The 22217-nt window shown below is 58.9% G+C and carries 14 protein-coding genes; 10 read left to right on the forward strand and 4 right to left on the reverse strand.

Going from position 1 to position 22217, the window contains the following annotated elements:
• The first annotated feature begins 69 nt into the window (after positions 1-69).
• Positions 70-2505 carry a glucose/quinate/shikimate family membrane-bound PQQ-dependent dehydrogenase gene (locus tag IMX17_RS06030; protein WP_193549459.1) on the forward strand — a complete coding sequence of 812 codons (2436 nt, stop codon included), beginning with the start codon at positions 70-72 and terminating at the stop codon, positions 2503-2505.
• 445 nt (positions 2506-2950) lie between these two features.
• Here IMX17_RS06030 and IMX17_RS06035 read toward each other — a convergent pair whose 3' ends face one another.
• Complete coding sequence (locus tag IMX17_RS06035; RefSeq protein WP_370570942.1) at positions 2951-5881, reverse strand: autotransporter domain-containing protein; 2931 nt, start codon at positions 5879-5881, stop codon at positions 2951-2953.
• 569 nt (positions 5882-6450) lie between these two features.
• On the reverse strand, positions 6451-6660 hold the full coding sequence (locus IMX17_RS06040) for a hypothetical protein (RefSeq protein WP_161796308.1): 210 nt from the start codon (positions 6658-6660) through the stop codon (positions 6451-6453).
• Between the two features lie 245 nt (positions 6661-6905).
• Between IMX17_RS06040 and IMX17_RS06045 the strand changes: the two genes are divergently transcribed.
• The 7 genes from IMX17_RS06045 to IMX17_RS06075 all read left to right on the forward strand — a co-directional run bounded on the left by IMX17_RS06045 (position 6906) and on the right by IMX17_RS06075 (position 16283).
• On the forward strand, positions 6906-9011 hold the full coding sequence (locus tag IMX17_RS06045; protein WP_193549461.1) for a bifunctional diguanylate cyclase/phosphodiesterase: 2106 nt from the start codon (positions 6906-6908) through the stop codon (positions 9009-9011).
• A gap of 276 nt (positions 9012-9287) precedes the next feature.
• Entirely contained in the window at positions 9288-10664 is a 1377-nt protein-coding gene (locus tag IMX17_RS06050) for a glycosyl transferase family 2 (protein ID WP_193549462.1), read from the forward strand.
• Positions 10665-10740: 76 nt separating this feature from the next.
• The gene (locus IMX17_RS06055) at positions 10741-12018 is read left to right on the forward strand and encodes a glycosyltransferase family 2 protein (protein ID WP_046898373.1); all 1278 of its coding nucleotides are present in this window, start codon (positions 10741-10743) and stop codon (positions 12016-12018) included.
• On the forward strand, positions 12018-13466 hold the full coding sequence (locus IMX17_RS06060) for a radical SAM protein (protein WP_193549463.1): 1449 nt from the start codon (positions 12018-12020) through the stop codon (positions 13464-13466). Before IMX17_RS06055 ends, IMX17_RS06060 begins: the two co-directional genes overlap by 1 nt.
• Before the next feature lie 3 nt (positions 13467-13469).
• A complete protein-coding gene (locus IMX17_RS06065) occupies positions 13470-14279 on the forward strand; it encodes a hypothetical protein (protein ID WP_046898375.1) in 810 nt (269 codons plus the stop codon).
• Positions 14276-15448 (forward strand): MFS transporter, encoded by a 1173-nt coding sequence (locus IMX17_RS06070; RefSeq protein ID WP_182264482.1) that lies wholly within the window; start codon positions 14276-14278, stop codon positions 15446-15448. The genes IMX17_RS06065 and IMX17_RS06070 overlap by 4 nt, the downstream gene beginning before the upstream one ends.
• A 22-nt stretch (positions 15449-15470) precedes the next feature.
• Complete coding sequence (locus IMX17_RS06075) at positions 15471-16283, forward strand: hypothetical protein (RefSeq protein ID WP_193549464.1); 813 nt, start codon at positions 15471-15473, stop codon at positions 16281-16283.
• 30 nt (positions 16284-16313) lie between these two features.
• On the opposite strand, the gene IMX17_RS06080 is transcribed toward IMX17_RS06075, so the two are convergent.
• Positions 16314-17507: an MFS transporter gene (locus IMX17_RS06080; protein ID WP_193549465.1), complete on the reverse strand. Its 1194-nt coding sequence runs from the start codon at positions 17505-17507 to the stop codon at positions 16314-16316.
• 149 nt (positions 17508-17656) lie between these two features.
• Here IMX17_RS06080 and IMX17_RS06085 point away from each other — a divergent pair, with 149 nt between their 5' ends.
• Entirely contained in the window at positions 17657-18574 is a 918-nt protein-coding gene (locus tag IMX17_RS06085; protein ID WP_193549466.1) for an ABC transporter substrate-binding protein, read from the forward strand.
• Positions 18575-18626: 52 nt separating this feature from the next.
• Here the strand turns inward: IMX17_RS06085 and IMX17_RS06090 are convergent, their stop codons facing one another.
• Positions 18627-20405 carry a sigma-54-dependent Fis family transcriptional regulator gene (locus IMX17_RS06090; protein ID WP_193549467.1) on the reverse strand — a complete coding sequence of 593 codons (1779 nt, stop codon included), beginning with the start codon at positions 20403-20405 and terminating at the stop codon, positions 18627-18629.
• A gap of 277 nt (positions 20406-20682) precedes the next feature.
• On the opposite strand from IMX17_RS06090, the gene IMX17_RS06095 reads away from it, so the two are divergent.
• Entirely contained in the window at positions 20683-22203 is a 1521-nt protein-coding gene (locus IMX17_RS06095) for an aldehyde dehydrogenase family protein (protein ID WP_193549468.1), read from the forward strand.
• Positions 22204-22217 lie beyond the last annotated feature (14 nt).

The following is a 22217-nucleotide window of genomic DNA, read 5'->3' on the forward strand; positions in this document are numbered from 1 at the left end:
AATGTTACAATAGTCGCCAATAACGACCTCTTCACCTTTAAGAATCAGTATGTTATTGGAGATTATTCAATGTCAGATGCCAATGCACGTTCGGGCATAAAACTTACGCTGTGGTGTTGCCTGTTGGGCATCATCCTGGCCGCCACCGGCCTGTTCTTCACCGTCGCCGGCGGCAAACTGCTCACGCTGGGCGGCAGCGCCTACTTCCTGATTGCCGGCCTCGTCATCCTGCTGTCGGCCATTCAGTTTTTCCGCCGCAAGTCTTCAGCGGTTTGGCTGTTCCTGGCGGTGTTCATCGGCACCCTCATCTGGGCGCCGTTGGACGCCGGTTTTGATTTTTGGCCGTTGATTTCCCGCCTGATGGTGCCGACCGGCCTGATGCTGCTGGCCTTCCTCACCTGGCCGGCGCTGCGCAAGCGCGAAGGCAAAGCGCCGTTGGCCAAGCCGGCTTACCTGCTCTCCGCCTTGCTGGCGGTCGGCATGGTCGGCGCCTTTGTCCAAATGTTCCAGCCGCATCCCACCGTTGCCTTCAGCGGCCAGCCGCTGCCGCTGATCCCGGTTGATAAAGCGCAACAGCAGAAGGATTGGGATAACTACGGCAATACGCCGGGCGGCAGCCGTTTCGTCGCGCTGGATCAGATCACCCGCGATAACGTGCGGGAGCTGAAAGTCGCCTGGACGTTCCATACGGGTGACATCCCTATCAGCCCCGATGGCAACGGCGCGGAAGATCAGCAAACGCCGCTGCAGATCGGCAATCGCATTTTCCTGTGTACGCCGCATAACAATGTGATCGCCGTCGACGCCGACAGCGGCAAAGAAATTTGGCGGCGAGAAGTCAATGCCAAGTCGCAGGTATGGAACCGCTGTCGCGGCCTGGCCTACTTCGATATCAACAAGCCGTTGCCCGCGCCGAGCGTGCCGAGTTCAACCCCCGCCGCGCCCGTCGCGCTGGCGGCCGGCGACAGCTGCCAACGGCGCATATTGATGAACACCATCGACGCGCGCCTGATGGCGATTAACGCCGACAACGGCGAATTCTGCCAACACTTCGGCAACCAGGGCGTGGTGGACTTGAAGGCCGGTCTGGGCGACGCCGCCGATCCGAAATATCAACTGACGTCGGCGCCGACGCTGGCCGGCACCACGGTGGTAGTCGGTGGGCGCGTTGCCGATAACGTGCAAACCGATATGCCCGGCGGCGTGCTGCGCGGCTTCAATGTGATCACCGGCGAAATGCGCTGGGCGTTTGACCCGGGCAATCCGCAGCCGAACGCTGCCCTGAAACCGGATCAACACTTCGTGCGCAGCACCCCGAACTCCTGGGCACCGATGTCGTACGATCCGGCGATGAACACGGTCTTCCTGCCGATGGGCAGCTCCTCCGTCGATCTGTGGGGCGCCAACCGCAACGCGCTGGATCACCGATACGGCGCCTCGGTGCTGGCGCTCGACGCAACCACCGGCAAAGAGAAATGGGTCTATCAGACCGTGCATAACGATCTGTGGGACTTCGATCTGCCGATGCAGCCCAGCCTGCTCGACTTCCCGATGCAGGACGGCACCACCCGCCCTGCGCTGGTTATCGGCACCAAAAGCGGGCAGATCTTCGTGCTGGATCGCCATACCGGCAAACCGCTGACCGAAGTGAAGGAACTGCCGGTGAAGACCCGCACCATTCCGGGCGAGCAATATTCCGCCACGCAGCCGTTCTCCGTCGGCATGCCGCAGATTGGCGCGCAGAAGCTCAGCGAATCCGACATGTGGGGCGCAACGCCATTCGATCAATTGATGTGCCGCATCAGCTTTAAATCGATGCGTTATGACGGCCTGTTCACCGCACCGGACACCGACGTTTCCCTCAGCTTCCCCGGCTCGCTGGGCGGCATGAACTGGGGCGGTCTCTCTACCGATCCGAACAACCGTTATATTTTCGCCAACGATATGCGTCTGGGCCTGTGGGTGCAGATGATCCCGCAGAAAGCCGACGCAGGAGCGCCGGCAGGCAACGGCGGTGAAGCCGTGAATACCGGCATGGGCGCGGTCCCGCTCAAAGGCACGCCGTATGCCGTCAATAAGAATCGCTTCATGTCGCCGCTGGGCATTCCTTGCCAAAAACCGCCGTTCGGCACCCTCTCCGCCATCGATTTGCAGACGCGCAAAGTGGTGTGGCAGGTTCCGGTAGGAACCGTGCAGGATACCGGGCCGTTCGGCATCAAAATGCGCGCGCAGATGCCGGTCGGCATGCCGACGCTGGGCGGCACGCTGGCGACTCAAGGCGGCCTGGTGTTTATCGCCGGTACGCAGGATTATTATCTGCGCGCCTTTGATTCGTCCACCGGGCAAGAGCTGTGGAAAGCGCGCTTGCCGGTCGGCAGCGGCGGCACGCCGATGAGTTACGTCTCGCCGACCACCGGTAAGCAGTATGTCGTCATTTCCGCCGGCGGCGCACGCCAGTCGCCGGATCGTGGTGATTACGTCATCGCCTACGCGCTGGATAAATAATCGCCGGAACGCCGGTTAAATAAAGCGGCGAACCGCGCTCAATGAGGCATTTCGAGGGAGACGTTACATGACGTCTCCTTTTTTTGGGGTTTATTGCCTGAACAGCTGAATATTAACCATCCGTTTTATTTTCATGCCTTTTCTTCTATTTCTCTTACGGCGATACAGCACGCGCCACCGGCGCCGGTGATACTCACAGGCAATTGATATGTATAAGGTAAAAAATAATAAAATGAAGAGAAATTCCATGTTTCGGCCTAAATCCTTTTAGTCATTTCAGATGATTATCATCAATTTTGCTAACCAAAAGAATTAGAAACATCCTGTTCTAACGCTCTTTTATCCTGTGAAGACACCGCCGCCCGGCCTGTCGCTTCCGCGCGCCCCATAAAAAACCCCCATCGTTGCGATGGGGGCTGAGTAGCATGAAACGGCTCAACGGCTATCAGAAGCGCCAGGTCAGACCGGCATTGACGCTGTTGTCCTGATGGTTGGACGACAATTGCCCGCCGTAACCGAGGGACAACACGGCGTTTTTGTTAACCCCAACATCGATGCCCGCCTTCAGAACCGCCCCGTCACGGGAAACGGGGACGCTGTTCACGTCGAACGCCGCATCGCTGCGTTTGAACATCAGCTGTGTTTTACGCTCCAGCTTACCGTACTGATGCTGCCAACCCAGCTCGCCGCGCAGCGCGATCGCCACGCTGTCGGTCTGCCATTGCGTATCGGCGCGCAGGCCCAGCGTCGAAGCGGTGGCGGACTGACTTTGCTTATCGCCGCGCAGCGCCGCCGCCCCGCCTTGCTCGTTGATCCCCTCGTTGCGATAGTGGGTGTACGCCAGGTTGGCGAACGGCTCAAGATTGGCCGCGTCGTTGCTCCAATCGTAACCGCTTTCGATAAACAGCTGACCGGTGCGCGCGTTATAGCGGGCCTTTTCGCGATCCGCCTGCGCGCCGTAGTTTACCGAGCGCGACGTGTCGATGCGATGCCAGGTATAGGTGCCGCCCGCTCGCAGCGCCAACGCGCCGAAACGTTTGTCGCCGTACAGCCCCAGATGGTAGTTGTCGCTGTGAGCATCTGACTGATAGCCGCCATCCAGCGACGTGCGGGTATACCCGGTCATCACGCCAAGCCGGCCGTCGTCAAACAGTTCGCTGTCCAAACCCAACAGCACGCCATAGGTGGATGTCTGGTAACCGGTGGCGTTGTCGTTGCCGGAAGCATGCCCCCAGTTGCCCAGCAGTTTCGCCCAGGCGCCATTATCATCCGCTTTGATATCGGAAGCGGTGCGGCGGCCTTCAGCCTGGCGCAAGCGCTCGGTGGCGGTATCGCGCAGATTACGGCTTTCGTTGATCTGGGCGGAAGCCATATCCGCGTGGATCTGGCCGGACAGTTGACGAGTCGCCTGCTGCAATTCTCTGGCCGAAGTGAAGCCGAGGAAGCTTTCATAAACCGGGTGGCCGACCACGGGGCTCGTCGCTTCGGTAACGGCTGTCGCCTCGCCTTCAACGCCCTGCAGTGCGGTTAGCGCTTCAGCGGTAGGCGCCGCGACGCTGCGTTTGGGCGTTTCCGTGACCGGTTCCGTGGCGTTGAGCGTTTCCACCGCGCGGGCGACCGCTTTCTCGTTTTCGGTGCTGGCCAGGCTGTCAAAACGGGCGGCGGTGCGCGTGATCCCAAGGCCGACGTCATTGCCCTGATAGTCCAGCGTCACGTTGACAAACGGATACGAAGGATTGGCATTTTCGAAGCGGCCGGTCACGCCATCCGTCGTCGTCAGGATGGTGTATTTGTTGCCCAGCAGGCTTTGCGCCTCATTTTGCGACAGCAGGTTTTTGCTGTGCTCCAGGCTGACGTTCACACTGCCGCCGTAGAGGAAAGCGCGCCGTGCTTCGATTCTATCGCTGCGGCCATTGTCTGCGACCTCGACGTTATACTGCGAGCCGCGATCAAACACGGCGTCATGCAACACGTGCAGCGTACCGATGCCATTTCCCGGCGTCACGCTACCGCCCCGAACCGCTCTGAACGCCCCCACCGTGCCGTCGCCGGCCAGCGTGCCGCTATTTTCGATATAGACATTGGACGCCACCGAACCGTTGATCGCCAGCACGCCCTGTTTCACCCAGGTGTCACCGCTGTAAGTATTATTCCCCAACAGCGCCAGCGTACCGGCGCCCGTTTTGGTCAACCCGCCGTGGCCGCGGATGTCATTGCTCCACGAATCGAAGTCGCATTCACCCGACGAGCAACGCCGCTCAACCGGGGTTCCGGCTTCGACGATATTCCCAAGACCGGGGATATTCACCACGAACTGTTTTTCACTGTAGGAACCCGGCACATAGAATTCCTGCGGAATATCCTCTTGGGTGATAAACATCTTCGGCCCGTTGATCGCATCGCGTAAATTGACGCGGCCCCAGCCGAATAAATGATCAATGCCGGCCTCACCTAAATCGGTGGCGGTAGTTTTGATGACCGCGGATATTTGAGCGGCGCTCATATAAGGGAAGCGCTGCATCAATACGGCGGCAAATCCGGTGACGTGCGGCGCCGCCATTGAGGTGCCCGACATATTTCCGTAATCGGGTTTAACCGTCAGCTCGCCCTTATTATAGGCTTCGCGGTTCACCGCCCCGCCGGTATTGGAAACCAGCTCTCCTACGCTGCTGTAAATACTGCTGCCCGGCGCTGACACGCAAAAACTGGCCGTATGTCCGCAGCTGGTTGAGGAAACGCTTAACTTATCGTTATTACTCAGATTGGTCACGATCAGATAATTGTTCAATACCTCAGGGAAAGCATAGGGAAGTGACTTTTGCGCCTCAGGAATATTGTAGTTATTGTAATTGCCTGCCGAGAACACGATCAGCTTGCCATGCTTGGCGGCGCGCAGCAGCGTCGCCATGGCGCTGTGCCCGCCGGTGGGTACGGGTTGCTCGCTGCCCCATTGCAGGTTGGACTTATTGCGCATCACTTCATTGATGACGTCGGTTTTCACCCACGCCACATAGTCAGGCCGCCCGTTCGGCAGCCAAATGGTGTTGCCATTGGCATCCTTTCTGACCGCCGGTGGGATACCCCAGCTGTTATTGATAACCCGGGCTGGACTCTGGATCAGTTCTTCGCGGCCGTTGCGATTGCCGAAGTCATTCAACTTGGCGCCGATAATGTCCGCGTCGTAGGCGACGCCATGCATACCGGAGCCGTCTCTTTTGGCGGCTGCAATACCGGCGACATGCGTGCCATGCGTGCCGAATGACATATTATCTTGTTTATCATACGAGAAATTATAGCTGCCGTTATCCAGCCGCGTCAGTTTACCGGCGAATTCCGGATGAGAGAGAATGGCATCATCAATAACGCCAATCGTCACGCCCTTACCGGTATAGCCTCTGGCATAGGCGAACTCGGCGGAAATAGCCTCAAGCCCCCATTGGCGATTAAATTCTGCGGTTTTCCAACTGTCGGGCGAACCTAATTGTCCTGGTTCCCGATAAGCGGCAAGAGATGAATGAAGAGATAAGCCATAACAACCCAGAAACACGCAATACGCTAACTTCAATTTTTTATTAAGTATCATTTTACGCTCCATGTTTATTTATACCCAGAAGAAAACTGACGTTTTAACCGCGCTGAAACCTCCTATGATCGTGAAACGACAGATAACGCATGCCTGCCCGACGCGGGCCGCATAAAACAGGCTGAGTGATAAAAATTCGGGCGTGCGGACATGAAGATGTCACCACGCCATACGCTTAGGGCGCAGAAGTGCAGACAGGTGGCGAATGTACGTTTGCCGGCGATAACCCCGGCGCCGTTATACCGGCACGGCTCGGCCATCCGGCCGAAACGCGAGAATCAGGCTGTGGGTGCATCCTGCTCAATCATCCAGTTTTGTTAATGATTTTCATTCGCGAGGCTATCTTATACGTAAGCAAAGTGTCAACAGATGAAACAAAACATTTCTTGATTTGCATCATAACTTTCACCGCAAACGTCGGCGACAGGTGCGCCGGCCACCGCTGAACCGGGGATAACATGGCGTTTTTTACCGTCCGGCGTGCGGATTTTGTCAGTCATGGTGCATAAGAGAGGCGCTATGACGAGTGAAAGAGCAGCAGAAAGACTGAACATTTCCTCAAAAAGAAACATCAAGTTTGATTACTTTTTTGCGGTTATTAAACCGCCTGGTCGGAGCACTTATTTTTCGATGCAATATAAGAGGGGCTTATAAATAACAGGAGTATTCCTAATGCGTTCTTGCGTAATCTATTTCATGCTACCAGGCCGATTTTTAGCCGCGCCCGCTGGCTATTCCCATTTTCATTGGCAAGACTATATTGAAAGAGGCTCTGCTATAGAGCAAGAATATGGGTAATTTTCCGAGGAAATACCGCATGAGCCTGTTGCCCGAGCAGACCAATAACAAAAATCCGATCGACCTCTACAGCGAAATCGTAGATGACTTGCCGGGTCTGATTTGCTTCGGCAACCGCCTTGGCGGTTACTTCAACAAGCAGTGGCGCGACTATACCGGCGCAATCGCCGGTGAGCACGGCGCCGCAGACTGGCTCGAGGCCCTGCACCCTGACGATCGCGAACGCCTGGCCGCGCAATGGCGCCAGGCCATCGTTGCCCTCTCCTCGTTCGCCGGCGAAGCCCGTCTGCGCGAGCGCAGCGGCGCCTACCGGTGGTTTATGCTGGCGTTTAACGCCCGCCAGGACGGCAAGGCGCTGGAGCCCAGCTGGTACCTCACCGCTACCGACATCCATCCGCAAATGCTGCAACGCCAGCAAAACGTTCAGGCGCTCTCTATCCAGCAAGACATGCTGGACGCCAGCGTCGACTGCATCAAAGTGATCAATCGCGACGGCACGCTGCGCCACATGAACCGCTCCGGCAGCCTGGCGCTCGGCCTCGATCCGGCGCAAAAAGAATTTGGCATGCCCTGGCTGGGGCTGTTGTCGCCCGAAGTTCGCCGCCGCGGCAGCAAAGCGTTGCGCAGCGTCAAAGCCGGTAAGAATGCGCGTTTCGCGGGATTGAGCGTGACGCCGCAGGGCAAAAAACAGCATTGGGACAACATCCTCTCTCCCGTCAGCGATGAGCACGGGGCCGTGGCCGAGATCTTGTGCGTCTCACGGGATGTGACGTCGCAGCGCGTGATGGAGCAACGCCTGCTGCTTGCCAGCGAGTATGACGAACTGACCGGCCTGCCCAACCGGCGCCTCTTCAAGAAAAAGCTGAAGCAAGAGATGAAGCGCGCCCTGCACGGCAACAAGTCGCTCGGGCTGATGCTGCTGGATCTTGACCATTTCAAACTGGTGAACGATACGCTGGGCCACGCGGCGGGCGATCATCTGCTGCGGGTGCTGGGCAAAAGGCTCAGCGCCTGCATGAATACCCATTCGTTCGTCTCTCGCCTCGGCGGCGACGAGTTCGCCGTGGTGATCAGCGACGTCGAAAACGAGCAGGATATTTTCCGCATCGCCAACAAGTTTCTGCTGCAGTTGGAGACGCCGATCACCCACGGCGGCAAGACGTTGCATTGCGGCATGAGCATCGGTGGCGCCATCTATCCCAAAGATGCCCGCGATGCGTCAGAGCTGATGAAGTGCGCCGATACCGCGCTGTATGAACTGAAAGAAGGCGGCCGCGGCGGCGTCTACATGTTCGACAGCAAGATGATGGACAAAGCCCGCGCCCGCGCCAGTCAGCTCAACTACGCGCGCCAGATCGTGCGCGATAATTGCATTCGCCCCAACTACCAGCCGAAGGTCAGCCTCGCCGACGGCAGCATCGTCGGCTTCGAAGCGCTGCTGCGCTGGCATTGCCCGCAAAACGGCATACAGCTGCCGGCGACGGTCAGCGAGGCCTTCAACGACTACGAACTGGCGACCAAAATCAGCGAAGCCATGCAGCTGAAAGTCTTCGCCGATATCGCCCGCTGGCGCGCGGCCGGCGTGGCGGTGCGGCCTGTTTCTCTGAACGTGTCGCCGATCGAGTTTTTACGCGACAACTACGCCGAAACCTTCCTGCAACGCCTGCTGAAGTTCCACATTCCCCACCACCTGATCGAACTGGAAGTGACCGAACACGCGTTCAACAAGCACGGTTCGAAATACGTACTGCGCGCGCTGCACATGCTCAAAGAGATGGGTATCCGTATCGCGCTGGACGACTTCGGCACCGGCCACTCCTCGTTCAGCCATATCATGGACTACCCGCTGGACTGCATTAAGCTGGACTGCGACTTCATTCAACGCATGAACACCGAACCGGCGATCCTGGCGATCGTGGAAAGCATCGGCATTCTCGGTCAAAAGCTGTCGATCGATATCATCGCCGAAGGCGTGGAAACCGAGCAGCAGCGCCAAACGCTGAGCGAAGCCGGTTTCCATATCGGCCAGGGTTTTCTGTTCAGCCCGGCGGTGGGATCCCAGCAGGTGCCGACGCTGCTGCAGGCGATACTTCAGCCTGCCGAAGGCGGCATGGCGAATCGTTAAATCGGCATCGCATGCCCCACATTCGGGGGAGTGATCCCCCCTCTTTTCCTCTGCTTGTTTCACGCCTCCCGCACCGGAATATTTGTGAGAGCCCTCACAAAGCATAAACGTATCTTTACATTTTTGAACGGTTAAGCTTCCGTTCTGTCAGATTTGAGTGTATTCCAGAGCGTCAAAACGATTCTTTTTCCACTCAATTGGGAACGTTACCGGAGACTTGTTAAAAAATAGTTAATTTAAATCAATGCACTACAAATAATAGCAGGAGGTACTGCGATGCACGAAAGGCAAGAGAAGAATGCAATGTTCATTTCGTTCGATGCCGTCTCGGTCTCGGGGATCACGGTGGAAGCAATGAAGATTGCCAAGCGACTGCAAGCCTGTGGATTTCGCTCTTATCTTGATCTGGGATACGACATCAAGATTGATAAGGGAAACTTTAATAAACCCTATCAGCATGAGCATGACATCTACCGCGATGTCTTTACGCTGGTCCGCCTGGACGACATCACGTCGATTCCAGATTACCACCCCGCCTTTCTCGACTACGCACACGCGGCGTTGATCGGCCAGAAAACGCCCATTGACGAGCAAGAAAAAGCCGCTTTGTTGCATACCATCGCGCTGACGGCGCGGCAGCTGGCGGATCGCCTCATCGCCCAATGGGAAGCGCTCGCAATCAGCCATGTGGTGGTGGAAAACGGCACGCTGCCGGAAAACATCATCTATACCAAAGCGCTGTATCTGGCGATCGAAGATTATGGCCGACGTTATCGACTGACGCGTTTCGTCATCTGGCGCGATCATGACCTGATGTGGAACAGCGAAAAAAAGGTGCTCAAATACGGCCCGCCACCTTATTCTCACGCCATCAAACCTATCCCTTCAAAATACATTACCTATGTCACGCTCAATCACGATCTGAAGCAAAAGCTGGAGGCCTGGTGCAATAATGATGTCCATGTCGAGGTAAAGAAAAATACCTATGACTTCTCGGACACTCACGAAAGAACGAATGTCAGAAAGCAGATGAATATTCGCGATAATGATCTTCTCATCGCCAGAACCACCCGCATCATCCCTCAGAAAAGATTGGACCGCGATATTATTCTGATCAGCCGGCTTAACGATTTATTTATCCGCGACCACAACACTCGACGCGCCTATTTGGCGATCGCCGGCAATGAATATGAAAATCCGTCATGTTATCTGCAACTCGCCAAATTGGCGCAGGAACTGAATGTTCTCCCCTATGTCAAATTCGTCGGCATGCTTCCCCATGTCGATATGCGCTCGGAAAACGACGCGTTTTGCATAGAGGACCTCTATCACTCTTGCGACCTGGTCTCTTTTCTCACCTCATATGATTATGATAGCTATGGCAATCCTATCGGCGAAGCGATCAGTTGCCGCCGTTGCTATATCACCACTCGCTACGAATATTATCACGAAGTCTACGGCCGGCATGGGTTTGAAGCGCCCGTCATGCCGATCTCCGAGTTACAGGATGGGCCGCCGAACGACGAATTCATCCAGGAAGTCTACCGGTTCATTAATAACAAGGAGCAGATGAAGCGCGTGGCGGAAAAGAATTACGCGCTGGGCAAGCGGATTTTATCCAACAACGTCATGGAGTTCTTAAATATCAGCTAATCATCGAATAACGTGACATTTCATTTTCAGACAAGCCATTTCTAACTGTGGACTTTCATTAGCCCTTGGAGGATCTATGCGTGATACTGTTTTTGTGTCTGTCGTACTGCCCGTTTATAATGAAAGCGACCGTATTGAGGCGGTTTTACTTTCGCTGTTCAATCAACACACCAAGAATGAATTAATCACCCACGACACTTACGAACTGATTGTCGTTGATAACAACTCCACCGATGATTCCGTCGCTAAAATAAACGCGTTTAGTGAAAGGCATCCGGCTATGGCCATTCATGTTATCGCCGAAACGGTGCAGGGTGTCTCCTCGGCCAGAAAACGCGGCATGGACTATGCGTCGCTGCGTTCTAAAGCCCGCGACAGCCGGCTGGGAAATAAACGCAAGCACTATATCGTTTCCGCCGATGCCGATTGCACCGTGGATGCATTTTGGCTTTACGAGCTGGTGAATACCATGATCGAGCAACAAGGCGACCTGGGCACCTGCAACTATTACTACCCTCCCGCAGAGTTTGAGCACCGCCCCAACCTGTTCCGCGAGATCCAAAAAACGCTGCGTCTGCGCGAATTTTCGTTCTCCCTGTTCGGCGGCTTCCCCGACGGCAAAGGGTTCGGGGTGGAGCGCAGCCTGTATGACGCGGTAGGCGGCATCGAAATCTTCTACCAGCTCAACCATGGCCGCTTTGTCGAACACCTGTCCGACGACTGGGACTTCGGCATTAAGGTCATCGCCTACGGCGGCAAGCCGGTTTACGCTCGCCATGCTTACGTTGAGATCAACAGCCGCCGGGTGGACACCATTCTCGATGAGGTGATCAACGGCATCGCCTACGGCAAGGACGGCATCATTATCATGAAGGACGTCCGGCCGGACGTTGAGCGGCAGAAAACCGCGCTGGCGGACGCCACGCCGGCGGAGGCGAAACTGGCCTGGGACTACTCGGTCAAGGACTACACGCCAAAGAATATCTTACTGCCGGTGCTGCTCAATCCGTATCTGCTGTTGGAAAACAGCGAAGTGCGCGATTTCTTCTCCGGCCCGCTGGCCGACAGCCTCTACCGCCGCATTCACGAACTGAAACACGAGATGCGCATCATCGATTTCAAACCGATCCATGCCTACAAAACCCCCGCCTATCGGCTCTACCTCGAATTTCGCGATGCGCTGTTTGCCGCCATGCGGCGCGCCGTCGGTGACGATATCGGCTTCCCACCCGCATTGCCGGCCTGCTTCGATACGGTCAAAGACGAGGATTTCACCCGCTTTGTTTATTACTTCTGTGAAGACCGCGAGTCCGGCGAAGCCCACAACTATTTCGGCAACGGAGGGGTATTCTGATGAACGACGAAGCCTTGCACTCATTGCTGGATATCGATGAAAACTATCCCACGCCGCGGGTGAACGCGTTCCTGGCGCAACCGGAAAACCGGGCCTTTCTGGAGTACGTCCATAAGGATCCGTTCGGCTGTCACGTGTTCCCCGGCGATCTCGTCGACTACCCGCTGGCCGCGTTTTTTGCCGATATGGAGGCCGACATTCGCCAGGCGGGCAAAATCCATCTCTGGGCCTATATTCCGACCTGTCGCTATCGCTGCCATTTTTGTCAGTACCCCACGGTGATACTCAATCCCAAGGCGCCCGCCTCTCAGGCGGTATTCCGCGATTTGGTCGATTTCAACATCAAGGAGGCGCAAATGTGGCTGGCGCGCGTGCCCAGCCTGGCCGAAGTGGAAATCGGCGAATTCAACGTCTTTGGCGGCACGCCGTCCTTGCTGCCGGAGCCGGAACTGCGCCGCATGATGGCCTTCTACTTCAGCCACTTTAACTTCGCCAACGCCACCCTGCGCTTCGAAGGGGAGCCCGGCACCCTGAACAAAGCCTATCTGGCGCTGCTGAAAGAGCTCGGCTTCAGCAAAATCAGTTTCGGCACCCAATCCTTCAATGACGACATCATCACCGCCTGCGGGCGCATGCACTCGGCCGAAGAGTGCGTGGAGACCATTCATCATGCGCGCGCGCTCGGCATTGATTGGGTCAGCGTGGATCTCATTTACGGCATGCTGGGCCAAAGCGTGGACGACGTGAAATACGACATGGAAAAAACCCTCGAGCTGAATCTGTCGCACGTCGTCTGTACCAAGCTGCACATGGATGAGTTTATTAAAAATCGCACCGGCGTCTCGGGCGAGCGCGAAAGCCTGTGGCAGAAAAAGGGGCTGATCAGCATCAACAACCTGCGCTTCCCAGGGCTGGGCAAACAGTACCAAATGCGCGAGCTGGTCGAGAACTACCTGAATGGCGGCTATACCGAACACCCCACCATGTACTTTCACCGCAATGATCAACAGCCGGAAAAGTGGAAAGCGCTCATCACCGATCTCGACAAGCAGTATCCGGAAGTGGCGATCGGTTTGGGCGGCAGCTCCAAATCGACGCGATCCGAAGCCATCAACATCACCGGTTACAAGAAGTACAAGGAGGCGCTCAACCAAGACCGCCTGCCCATCGAGGAAAGCCGCGGCTTCTCCCCGATCCAGCGTGAAGTGAACGCCTTCAAAATGGCGCTCTCCACCTTGCTGCCGGTGGACGATCGGGTGTTTAAACGGCGCTTTGACGGCAACAGCCTGTTTGCTAACCCGGTCATCCGCCGCACGTTGAAAACCCTGGTGGATAAAGCGCTGGTCACCGTCGATGGCCCGTGCGTTACGCTCACGCCCATCGGCGTCACGCTGGTCGAAGCCATTATCAATACCCAATTTTCCGCCGCATTCGCCAATCAGGAGTGAAAGATGACGACGAAAGTCTCCGATCCCAAACCGGTATTCAGCTTCTATTACATCGGCATCGATACCGAAGCCGGCGTCACGCCACAACAGTTTGAAACCTTCGTGCGCGAGCAAGGCGTGCATATCCCCTGTTATCCCGGCTGGCGCTGGACGTTGCTGCGCGGCCTGCGCGGCGAACGCGTCGGTCAATACCTGATGCTGTACGAGATTGACAGCGCCGAGCAGCGCGATCGTTACGTCACCGCCACCGGGCAGCGAACGGCGCACGCGCTCGAATTCTGGCGGCGGCACGCCGCCGCGCAGGAAATCCTCGCCGAGTGGCGAAAACTGGGCACCTACAGCCTGCTGCCGACGCTGTTCAGCGATTATCGCCTGCTGGCTGAGAACAGAAAAAGCGACGTGCCGCCCGGCCCGCGCTACCGGGAACGGCCGGGCGAACCGCCCGAGGCGCGCATTATCGGCATCCACAATCTGGCGCTGCGCGAAGGCGTGACCCCGGCGCAATTCGAACGCTTTATCGCCGAAAATCACCATCGCATTGAGGATTATCCGGGCTGGAAGTTTCACTTGCTGAAGGGAGAACGCGGCAATCGGCTCGACCAGTACGCAGTGATGATGGAAATCGTCAGCCTGGCGGCGCTGGACGTGTTCTATCCGGAGCCCGATATCGCCACCGCCGAAGCGGCAACCTTCGCCAAAGCGCATCGCGACACTAAGCAAATGTATGAAGAGTGGAAGCAACTGGCGTCATTTTCCGGTTCACCGCAGATTTATACCGATTATCTGTCCGTCGCACAGAGCCGATCGTCATGATGCTGCCTTGGCTAACCGGCGAGGCCGCAGAGAATCATCGCCGGCAAATCGCCACCCGAGCGATCTTCTTCCTCGCCGGGTTGGGCATGGCCGCCTGGGCGCCGTTGATCCCTTTCGTGAAAGCGCGATTGGGCATCGATGACGGCGCGCTCGGTTTGCTGCTGTTTTGCCTCGCCGCCGGCTCCATGGCGATCATGCCCTTCGCCGGTTATCTGATCGCCAAACTGGGGTGCCGCGCCGTGTTGCTGGGCGCAGGCGCCTTGCTGTGCATCGACTTGCCGCTGTTGGCGTTACTCGATGAGCCGCTGTTGATGGGGGCGGCATTGGGGGTATTTGGCGCCGTCAACGGCATCATGGATGTGGCGATGAACTCACAGGCGATAATCGTCGAGCGGGAGAGCGGCCAGGCGAAAATGTCCGGTTTTCATGGCTTCTACAGCCTTGGCGGCATTGCCGGCGCCGGCGGCGTCAGTCTGTTGCTGCTGGCGGGCCTCGCCCCGGCCCAGGCCATCGGCCTGATCGCCCTCCTCATCGCGATCCTGCTGCTGATCGTCGCCGGCGATTTACTGGCGCACGGCGGCGTCGGCGAGCGGCGACAGGGCGGCGCGCGGTGGGCGCTGGCCCACGGCAAGATCCTGTTTATCGCCCTGCTCTGTTTCTTCGTGTTCCTGACCGAGGGGGCGATGCTCGACTGGTCGGCATTATTCCTGCATGCCGAGCGCGGTGTGGCCAAATCTCAAGCGGGGATCGGGTTCACGCTGTACGCCGTCGCCGTGGCCTGCGGGCGGCTGTATGGCGACAGGCTGATCGGCGCAATCGGGCGCTTTCGCACTCTGTTGCTCGGCAGCCTGTGCGCCGCGGCGGGCGTGCTGTTGACCGTCACCGTCCCTCTGGCATCGGCCGCCTTTGGCGGGTTGATGCTCGCCGGCCTGGGCATCGCCAACATCGTTCCCATTCTGTTCAACGCCGTCGGCAATCAAAAACAGGTGCCGCCCGGCCAGGCGTTTCCGGCCGTGACGCTGGTCGGCTATCTCGGCTTATTAACCGGCCCGGCGCTGATCGGTTTTATCGCCAATTACACCAGCCTGGCCCTGGCTTTCGGCTGCACGCTGCTGTGCCTGTTGCTGGTCAGCATCAGCGCCAAAGCCGTGACGAACACATCTCACTAACTTAACTTGCGAGGATCGTTTAATGCATGCATCAACCACGCCGGTTTTCTCCCTGCACTACGTGGGAATCAACCTGAAACGGGGCGTCGCCTCGGAGCGTTTCGAAGCGTTCGTTCGCCGTAAAGGCGTCGCCATCCCGGCCTATCCCGGCTGGCGATGGACGCTGCTGCGCGGCCTGCGCGGCGAGCGTGAAAATCAGTACCTGATGGTTTATCAGGCTAAAGACGCCGCCACCTACGCGCGCTATATCGACGGCAACGGCGAGCTGACCGACGAGGCGCACGCCTTTTGGCGGCAGCGTCCGGAGGCCGCCGCGCTGATTGAGGAGTGGAAAACCTTCGCGACCTTCGCCGAACTGCCGACCCTTTACACCTGTTACCGTCTGGTGGCCGAGAATAGCCGCAGTTCATTGCCGCCCGGTCCCAATTACCGCAGCGAACCAGGGAAGGAAAGCATTCAGCGTGTCATCGGCATTCATAACCTGGCGCTTAAAGCGGGCGTCTCGCCCGAGCAGTTTGAACGGTTCATTACCGACAACATCCACCGCGTGGAAGACTACCCGGGCTGGAAGTTTCACCTGCTGAAGGGCCAGAGCGGCAACCGGCTGGACCAATACGCGGTGATGCTGATCATTGAAAGTCTGGCGTCGCTCAACGCGTTCCATCCGGAGCTCGATGTCTCAACCGAGCAAGCGCTCAGGTTCGTTGCCGAGCATCAGGACACCGAACGCATGTACGACGAGTGGAAAACACTGGCGTCGTTCTCCGGCGCGCCGCAAATCTACACGGATTACCTGGCGATTGGCGGCAACGAGAATGACGCCCAGCCGGCATAAACCGCGCGGCGGCGTTGAGCGCCGCCGCTTTCACGGCCGCCGTTCGCCGAACGGCGCCAGCTTCATGCCGATAAGCGTCACCACACAGATGAGCGCCCCGGCGTAGAAGGTGGAGGCGGAACCGAACAGCTCCCACAGGGTTTCGGCCCCGAGACTCGCCAGCAGCAACGCCACGCCACCGATCAGATTGAACATGCCGAACGCGGTGCCGCGCAGGTGCGCCGGCGCGGTATGCGCCACCATCGCCGCCAATAGCCCCTGGGTCATGCCCATGTGCACGCCCCACAGCGCGACGCCAAAAAGCACCCCGCCCCAATGATCGCTCAGCGCCAATACCAGGTCGGCGGCGATCAGCACCAGCAACCCGGCTTTCAGCAATCCTTCATGGCTCATGCGGTCGGACAGTTTTCCGAACGGATAGGCCGAGCAGGCGTAGACCAGATTCATGGCGACCATCACCAGCGGGATCAGCGCCAGCGGCGTGCCGCCTTGCTGCGCCTTCAACACCAGGAACGCTTCACTGAAGCGCGCCAGCGTGAAGATCGCGCCGATGCTCACCACCCACCAATAGCTGCGCCCCAGCAGCCGCAGGTTGGCGCGGGTGATCGGGTTGGTGCGCTTGTGGATTATCGCGGTGGCCGGCTCTTTCAGGCCGAAAAACAGCAGCGCAATCGCCAGCGCCGCCGGGATCGCCGCCACCCAGAAGATGGCGCGAAAATCGTTGTGCCACAGCAGCATCAGGCCGACGGCCAGCAGCGGCCCTAAAAAGGCACCGACGGTATCCAGCGACTGGCGTAGCCCGAAAGCCGCGCCGCGAATTTCCGGCGGCGTCACGTCGGCCACCAAGGCATCGCGCGGCGCCCCGCGAATGCCTTTGCCCACGCGATCCAGCAGGCGCGCGCTCATCACCATGCCGGACGACGTCGCGATGGCGAAAAACGGTTTGCTGATGGCGCCCAACCCGTAGCCCAGCAGCGCCAGCCCTTTGCGTTTGCCGAGGTAATCGCTGAGCACGCCGGAGAACACCTTGACGATCAACGCCGTCGCCTCCGCCAGCCCTTCGATCAGACCGATGACAATCACGCTGGCGCCGAGCGTCGTCGCCATAAACAGCGGCAACAGGCTATGGATCATTTCCGAGGAAACGTCCATCAGCAAGCTCACGCCACCCAATACCCACACGCCGCGCGGTATGCGGCCCAACGTAGCGAAACGCGACGACATGGTGCATCCTCGATCGATTCAGCGCCGCCAGAGGCGCCTCATGATTTTTCCAAGATTGGTTAGTTGATTTTGTTCGTTCACAGATCTGCAGCCTTTAGAGATAGTGCAACGACCGTGTGACACCCATAATAATGAAGGTAATTAACATAATGATAGATAGCAAAAAGACGATAGCGATTGCGGCGCTGCTGAGTTTTTCCGCCGCCGCCGCACCGGGCGTTGATCTCGTCGCCAACGAAACGCCGATCCACACGGTGAAGAGCGCCGAAGCCGTGGCCAAAATCCCCGCCGGCTTCCGGTTCGTGGAACCCGGCACGCTGACGGTCGCCATTTCCCTGCTGGGCAGCGGCCCGCCGTTCGGCCTGTACGCCCGCGACAATAAAACGGTGATCGGCAGCGAGGCGGACATCGCGCGCCTGGTGGCCGACGGTTTGGGGTTGAAACTCAGGCTGGTGCCCACGTCGTGGGAAGACTGGCCGCTGGGGGTGGCCTCCGGCAAATATGACGCCGCGGTTTACAACATCACCGTGACCAACGAACGCAAAACCAAATTCGATTTCGCCACCTATCGGCAGGATACGCTGGGCTTCTACGTCAAGTCCGACAGTAAAATCACCCAGATCAAAACCGCGCCGGATATCGCCGGTAAAAAGATCATCGTCGACTCCGGCACCAATCAGGAAGCGGTGCTGCTGGCCTGGGACAAGGAGAACCGCGCCAAGGGATTAGCGCCGCTGCAGCCGGTGTACGTCACCGATAAGGCCGCCTCCACGCTGGCCATTCAGTCGGGTCGCGCCGACGCCACCTTCGGGCCCAACGTCTCCGGCGCTTATCAGGCGCGGCTGACCGGTAAAACCCGGCTGGTGGGCATCGTGCCCGGCGGCTGGCCGAAGACCGCCAACATCGCCGTCACGCTGAAGAAAGGCAACGGCCTGGTGGACGCGGTGCAGGCTTCGCTCAACAGCGCTATCGCCAACGGCAGTTATCTGCAGGTGTTGGATCGCTGGGCGGAGAGCGACGAGAAGATTGCCCATTCCGAGATTAACCCGCCGGGACTGGGGGATTGAGAGAGCAACAGGCCCCGCAGGCGGGGCCTTATCGCCGGTCAATCGAGAAATGTCATTCCTCTGCCGCTCTTCGCCTCCCCAACTTGCGGTACAGCGTGCTGCGCGAAACGCCGAGTGCCTTCGCCGCCCGGCTGAGATTGCCGCCCGCTCTGTCGATCGCCGCCTGTAGTAGATCCTCGCCGCCGGCGTCGGCGCATGCCTGGCGCGGCGACAGCACCGCGATCGACTGCGGCAGATCGTCCAGGGTGATCACCGCGCGATCGTCCGCCAGCGCCAGCAGCACCTTGAGCGTACTTAACAATTGCCGCACGTTGCCGGGCCACGGATAGCGCGCCAGCATCGCCAGCGCCTCCGGCAACAGGCGAATGTCGCGCCGCTCGCCGCCCAGCTCCCGCCACAGCTGCAGAATGAACGCCTCCAATTGCGCCCGCTCTCTGAGCGGCGGGATGCGCAGGCTGTACTCCTGTATGCGATACAATAAATCTTCGCGAAACGCCCCCGTTTGCACCTGCCGATGCAGATCGTGGTGCGTCGCGCAAACCAGCGCAAAATCGACCGCATAGGCGCTGCGGCTGCCGAGCGGCGTGACCGTTTTCTCCTGCAACACCCGCAGCAGGCGCGTTTGCAGGCCCGCCGGCATGTCGCCGATTTCATCGAGGAACAGCACGCCGCCATCCGCCTCGCGGATCTTGCCGATATAGCCTTTGGGGTTGGCGCCGGTAAACGCCCCCGGCGCATAGCCGAATAGTTCGGACTCGATCAGCGGTTCCGGCAGCGCCGCGCAGTTGATCGCCACGAAGTTGCCGTTGCGCCAGCGACTTTCCTGAAACAGGCGGCGGCTGAAGTGCTCCTTGCCGCAGCCGGTTTCGCCGGTCACGCACAGAGAAAGGCCGGCGTTGAGAATGCGCAACGCTTTCTGATGCTGCTCGTCGTGCCGTTCCGCCGGCGGCGTCGAACGCAAAGCGCTGACGCGACGCTGGGGCGCCTCGAGCAGCGAATAATAGTGCCGTTGATTGCCGGCCAGCGTCTGGCGCGGTGCGCCGGAGGGTTGCCGCAACAGATCGGGGAACAGCTGAGCGAATTCAAGCGAGCCGAATGCGGCCGGCGAGAGTTGGAACTCGACCATCGCCAGCCGATTGGCAGCGATCAGCACTTCGTCGTGAAACACCAGCAGCAGTTCCTGCGCGCTGCCCAGGCGGCCAGCGTCGGCGTGCAGGCGTAGCGTCCAGTGACGATCGGCGATCGCGCTTCTGACCCAGCGGTGTTCGATATGGCGCACCGCCTGCATGATCAGACGCTGCGCATCAGGATACGGGCGCTGGGCCGGGGCAGAGAGATCCAGTATGCCGGCAATATGGCCATCCGGCCGGTAGATCGGCGCGGCGGTGCAGTTCAATCCGGCGTTTTGGTTGAGAAAATGCTGATCGCCGCGCACTTCGCAGAAAGCGCCCAGCGCCAGCGCAGTGCCGATGGCGTTGGTGCCCCGCTCCGCTTCTCCCCACTGGTTGCCTGGCGCCAGCGCAAAGCGCGACGCCTTGTGCAGAAAATCGTGATTGCCACGGGTTTCCAACACCAGCCCGTCGGCGTCGGCGATCACCACGATGGCCGGTTGACGCGTAATTTGCGCGCCCAACTGTTCGATCAGCGGCTGTACCCGCTGCGGCACCCAGTCGTTGCGGCTGCGCAGTTCTTCGAGCAGGCCGGCTTTGATAAACGGGATATGTTGATCGGCGCGCGTCAGGCCGTAACCTCGGCTGCGCTGCCAGGATTCCGCCAGCGGGTGGGTCAGCAAACTGGCGCTCTCAGTGAGCAAGCGGTCGTCAGGCAACATGCGTTTCTCCCCCCGGCTGCAAGTGTTACAAATATGTATCACATATGTGTACCAGGCGTTGCGACACGGAACACAAAAAAATCATCGGCGGCCGCGAAACCGCGCGATTGACTTACCCTCCTCAGTGTTTAACGTTTTAATAAATAGCTCTTTTTTTGCGAACACTACGTCCGTCGCTAATCTGGCACGGGGCGTGCTTCTCTGTGCTGCGGCGACAGGCCGCACTCACAGGCGCAGCGCAATAGCGCCGGTTATCATCTGCAGAGAGGTGCTTCACATGAAATATGTTCACCCCGGTTTGCCTGGCTCGCTGGTTTCGTTCCGTCAACGCTATGGCAACTACATTGGCGGCGCATTTGTCGAACCGGTATCCGGCAACTACTTCACCAACACCTCGCCGGTGACCGGCCAGCCGATCGCCGAATTCCCGCGTTCCGACGCCAAAGACATCGAACTGGCGCTTGACGCGGCGCATGCGGCGGCGGACGCCTGGGGTAAAACCAGCGTGCAGGAACGCGCCAATGTGCTGTTGGCCATCGCCGATCGCATCGAGTCGCGGCTGGAGATGCTGGCGCTGACCGAAACCTGGGACAACGGCAAACCGATCCGCGAAACCCTGAATGCCGATCTGCCGCTGGCGGTCGACCATTTCCGCTACTTCGCCGGCTGCCTGCGCGCGCAGGAAGGCACCGCGGCGGAGATCGACCAAAATACCGTGGCCTACCATATCTATGAACCGCTGGGCGTGGTCGGCCAGATTATCCCGTGGAACTTCCCGCTGCTGATGGCCGCCTGGAAACTGGCGCCGGCGCTGGCGGGCGGTAACTGCGTGGTGCTGAAACCGGCGGAACAGACGCCGCTCGGCATCAGCGTGCTGATGGAAGAGATCGGCGATCTGCTGCCGCCGGGGGTGCTCAACGTGGTGCAAGGTTTCGGCACCGAGGCCGGCGAAGCGCTGGCGCGCAGCAAACGCATCGAAAAAATCGCCTTCACCGGCTCCACGCCGGTCGGCCGCCACATTCTCGCCTGTGCGGCGGAGAACATCATCCCCAGCACCGTCGAGCTGGGCGGCAAATCGCCGAACATTTATTTTGAAGACATCATGCAGGCGGAGCCGGCGTTTATCGACAAGGCGGTTGAGGGGTTGGTGCTGGGCTTTTTCAACCAGGGAGAGGTTTGCACCTGCCCTTCACGCGCGCTGATCCAGGAGTCCATCTACCCGCAGTTCATGGAGAAAGTGCTGGCGCGTATCGCCACCATCCGCCAGGGCGATCCCTTCGACACCGAGACCATGATCGGCGCCCAGGCGTCAAAACAGCAGTACGACAAGATCCTGTCCTATATCGACATCGCTAAAAACGAGGGCGGCAAAATCGTTGCGGGCGGCGAGCCCGCTCAGCGCGGCGACGAAGTGCAAAACGGTTTCTACCTGCAGCCGACGCTGATCACCGGCGACAACAGCATGCGTTTCTTCCGCGAGGAGATCTTCGGGCCGGTGATTGGCGTCACCACCTTCAAGGATGAGGCCGAAGCCCTGGCGCTGGCCAACGACACCGAGTTCGGGCTGGGCGCCGGGCTGTGGACCCGCGACATCAACCGCGCCTACCGCATGGGACGTGCGATCAAGGCCGGCCGCGTATGGACCAACTGCTACCACCTGTACCCGGCGCACGCCGCGTTCGGCGGCTACAAAAACTCCGGCATCGGGCGCGAGACCCACAAGGCGGCGCTGTCGCACTATCAGCAGGTGAAAAACCTGCTGGTCAGCTACGACGCCAAACCGCTGGGCCTGTTCTGACGCCAGCGTAATGA

Origin of the sequence: Serratia sp. X3 (genome assembly GCF_014982455.1) — a bacterium.
GTDB classification, from domain to species: domain Bacteria; phylum Pseudomonadota; class Gammaproteobacteria; order Enterobacterales; family Enterobacteriaceae; genus Serratia; species Serratia ureilytica.